General features: G+C 41.7%; 7 protein-coding genes. All 7 read left to right on the forward strand.

Annotation, left to right across the window (positions count from 1 at the left end; genetic code table 11):
* Nucleotides 1-69 precede the first annotated feature (69 nt).
* The 7 genes from RUM_RS00830 to RUM_RS00855 all read left to right on the forward strand — a co-directional run bounded on the left by RUM_RS00830 (nt 70) and on the right by RUM_RS00855 (nt 3,463).
* Nucleotides 70-291, forward strand: coding sequence for a hypothetical protein (locus tag RUM_RS00830; RefSeq protein ID WP_015557333.1), 222 nt, complete (start codon nt 70-72; stop codon nt 289-291).
* A gap of 18 nt (nt 292-309) precedes the next feature.
* Nucleotides 310-906 (forward strand): domain HDIG, encoded by a 597-nt coding sequence (locus tag RUM_RS00835; protein WP_015557334.1) that lies wholly within the window; start codon nt 310-312, stop codon nt 904-906.
* 4 nt (nt 907-910) lie between these two features.
* Entirely contained in the window at nt 911-1,228 is a 318-nt protein-coding gene (locus RUM_RS00840; RefSeq protein ID WP_015557335.1) for a low molecular weight protein tyrosine phosphatase family protein, read from the forward strand.
* Nucleotides 1,229-1,305: 77 nt separating this feature from the next.
* A complete protein-coding gene (locus RUM_RS00845) occupies nt 1,306-1,614 on the forward strand; it encodes a hypothetical protein (protein WP_015557336.1) in 309 nt (102 codons plus the stop codon).
* A 5-nt stretch (nt 1,615-1,619) separates the two neighbouring features.
* On the forward strand, nt 1,620-2,036 hold the full coding sequence (locus tag RUM_RS12290) for an NUDIX hydrolase (protein WP_081459932.1): 417 nt from the start codon (nt 1,620-1,622) through the stop codon (nt 2,034-2,036).
* 93 nt (nt 2,037-2,129) lie between these two features.
* A complete protein-coding gene (locus RUM_RS00850; RefSeq protein ID WP_015557339.1) occupies nt 2,130-2,618 on the forward strand; it encodes a hypothetical protein in 489 nt (162 codons plus the stop codon).
* A 581-nt stretch (nt 2,619-3,199) separates the two neighbouring features.
* Nucleotides 3,200-3,463, forward strand: a complete 264-nt coding sequence (locus RUM_RS00855) for a hypothetical protein (protein WP_015557341.1) — start codon at nt 3,200-3,202, stop codon at nt 3,461-3,463.
* The last annotated feature ends 314 nt before the right edge of the window (nt 3,464-3,777 follow it).

Genomic DNA, 3,777 nt, shown 5'->3' on the forward strand with positions numbered 1-3,777 from the left:
TTACCTTTATAGTTGTCCATAGAATTAGAGCTGGAGCAATATTGCAATGCTCGAACTAAGGAGTGGCATATGAACACACAGAGAGATATAAACCTGACATTCATCTCTTCCAAGGGATTTGATGTATTCACAGTAGATGGTCTGAACAAAGCCCTCCACTGGCTTCAAACCGCCGATGCTGATAATCTCATGTACGGCGAACCGTCCGGAGATGAATTTGACATCATGGTCGGCGAGATGCGCAGACCGATGCTGATTGCTTCTGTGGAGCAGGCAATCGCACAATTATAATAACCGGAGGAAATACCCATGATAACAAGAGAAGAAGCGTATACTTTACTGAAGAAATACAACAAAGACCCGTTCCATATTCAGCACGCCCTGACGGTAGAGGCTGTCATGAAGTGGTATGCCAATGAACTCGGCTATGTGGATGAAGCGGAACACTGGGGTATTGTTGGTCTGCTGCACGACATAGATTTTGAACTGTACCCGGAGGAGCATTGCCTGAAAGCACCGGAACTGCTGAAAGATGGCGGGGTCAGCGATGATATCATTCACTCTGTATGTTCTCACGGTTACGGAATTACTGTCGGCTGCGGCGTGACCATAGATGTGGAGCCAATCCACGAGATGGAGAAGGTACTGTTTGCGGCTGATGAGCTGACAGGACTGATCTGGGCGGCGGCTCTCATGAGACCTTCCAAGAGCACGAAGGACATGGAACTGAAATCTCTGAAAAAGAAGTACAAAAGTAAGGGATTTGCTGCCGGATGTTCCCGTGAGGTTATCGAGCGAGGTGCATCACAGCTCGGTTGGGAGCTTGACAAGCTGCTTGAAATGACACTGCAGGCTATGGCTGCAAGTGAAGATAAGATCAATGCTGAGATGGTAGCAGAGGGCTGATGTAATGCACTTGCTATTCTTATGCAGCCAGAACAAAAGACGGTCTCTAACCGCAGAGAAGCTGTTTGACGGACAAAACGGACATCAGGCTCGTTCTGCCGGCACAGAGAACAATGCGCGTATCAAGCTGACTCCCGGACTGGTCGGCTGGGCGGATATCATCTTCTGTATGGAGAAAAAACACGTCCGGAGGCTGAAAGAGAAATATTCAGATATCATAGCCGATAAAACCGTCATCTGCCTGAATATTCCCGATGATTATTCTTACATGGACGATGACCTGTGTGAGCTGTTTGAGAGTGTTGTTCCAGAGTATCTTTGAGTTTTCAACATTCGCCAACGGCTTTTCCACAAAGTTTTAAACACGGGCATATGATCTTTCACAGAAGGGAAGTATAAATGACCACAGACAATAATGAGGTTGAGCAGATATTAGACCGCGATACCTACCGCCGAATCAAGAAAATGGACAGAGCTACGCTTGAAGGGCTTATACAGGACATCTTTGAGCGAGGACGGAAGAAAGGACTTGCCGAGGCAGGGGAGATAGTTGATGAGAGCATGGCTGATGACGGAGGTGGAACTTTAGACCTGCGTGCCGTTGAGGCGGAGATCAGAGGGATTAAAGGTATCGGCGAAAAGAGAGTCGAGGAGATAATGCTGATCTTTGAGAAGCATCTTGGTATTCTTGATGAGGAAGGACAATAATTTTTATGCGGTGTCAAGTATATGAACTTAACTCTTTAGGCAGCTACAAGTATGTTGTTGTTCTTTCAGAGCATAATGGAAGAATCGTTCTCAGCCGCCATAAAGAGAGAACCACATGGGAAACACAAGGCGGACATATTGAGCAAAGCGAAACGTCGCTTGAAGCCGCCAAACGTGAGCTTTATGAGGAGTCAGGAGCAGTTGATTATAACATAACGCCTCTATGTGATTATCGTGCGTGGCATGAAGAAACCGGAAGGGGCGCAAATGGTGTGGTGTTTCACGCTGTAATTCGTGAATTCGGAGCGATGCCGGATAGTGAAATGGCTGCAATCAGCGAATTTACTGCACTGCCTGAAAATCTGACATACCCGGCAATTACTCCGGTGCTGTTTGAATATCTGGCAAATAAATCATTATAAACATCACCTATTAGGATTGAAGCGATGGATATCTATACATAGAACAGTTGTATAGAATTAGAAAGATTATTTGTAGAAAGGGGGCACAGGAGTATGAAAAGAGTCCTTGTCAAATCCATTCACGGAGCATTCGACTATGTTATGAAGCATTACTACCCATATGGCATTGCTGCCGAAGCTGCAGAGCAAGGAGCGTTGACGGATACTTATGCTGTGATTTCCATACAGGACAGCCACACAGGCGGTTTCGGAGTGACGTTTGCTGAGAATCAGTTCTGCAAAGGTGTTCTGACGCTGTATTTCGATGATATCGTTACGGAGGTGGACGGAGCTGTTCTGTTTGATGATGACATGGCGGAGAGCATTATAAATTTTATTGAGCTGCATAAGACTAAGGTTGACACGCTTTTAGTTCATTGCTATGCTGGACAGTCAAGATCACGGGCTGTCGGTGCATTCGCTGTTGAAATGCTCGGCGGCGACAATCGCAAGTATTTTGAAGAAGGTGCGCCCAATCAGTATATCTATGATGTGCTTGAGAGTGCATGGGTGAGAAGACAGTTGGGTAAAATAGAATTCTGACGGATAATTTCCGTTATAGCGGTTGTGGAGTGATTTCCACAGCCACTTTTGCTTGTTCTACAGATTTCAACAATACAAAAGGAACTTCTGGAAATGCTATGCGAAATTATTGAAGAAAATATAAATATTGTTGCTGTTTTATAAATGCATCAGGTGCTTGACTTTTGCAATGAATTGTGATATAATTTTTTTAAGACATTTGACTATTCAGCAGAATTAAAAATATAGTATTAAGCAAACCAATATGTTAGCAATCAAATTTTTTGTATATGATGTGGTCAAAAATACACCTGATTTTTATAAAGGTAACATATATTATGGGATTATCAATAATAAACGATTAAACGAATGTGGAGGTGATTTATAATGAATATGAAGGATGCATTTGAGCATTTTTTATGCTGAGAAAACAGTTCTTTGAAAAGTATAAGGAAGTTGATTTGCCCTTGCCGATGACTCCAATTGCTCAAGACAAACCATTTGATTTTAGGAAGTTAGAAAAAAAAAATGGGATTTGTCATTCACTCGGATATTAAGGCTTTTCTATCTACATATTGGTTTGATATGATAGAGGGTTTTTTATGGACGGATATATAAATATTAAGGGAGTCCAAAAACCTGAAGAAGTTATCAATGATCTTGTCACTGGATTTGCTATGGGAGATGCACTTTTCCTTTCCGATGCAAGATACTGGTATTTAGGCGGCTGTGATCCTTATTCTATGTATGTTAATAACACTACAGGTAAAGTAATAGCTGTAATTCCGTATGAAAACCAAGCTATTTGCCTATCTGATTCCATTTCAAATCTTGTTATGTATATGAAGTGCGAGCTTGACTATTAAATAAATTGATGAAAGACCATATAATAATCAGCCAGCGTAGACAATGTGATAAAATATTACGCTATTTATGTTTATTTGTTATTCGATTATATTCTAGTCGCGTTGTCTTTAATTATAATAAATATTCAAATTAAGGAGAAAAATATGAATGATAGTATTCATGCATACGATGGTATTGCCAACGAAGAGATTACAGAAACTAGAACAGTGTCATATAAAAACGGCACAATAACTCACGAATATACTTTGGAATACAACGAAGATATGATTGTTGACATGCCGTTTATAGGCTCAGGTGATAAGGCGGATTTAGC

Source organism: Ruminococcus champanellensis 18P13 = JCM 17042 (genome assembly GCF_000210095.1).
Taxonomy (GTDB): Bacteria; Bacillota; Clostridia; order Oscillospirales; family Ruminococcaceae; genus Ruminococcus_F; species Ruminococcus_F champanellensis.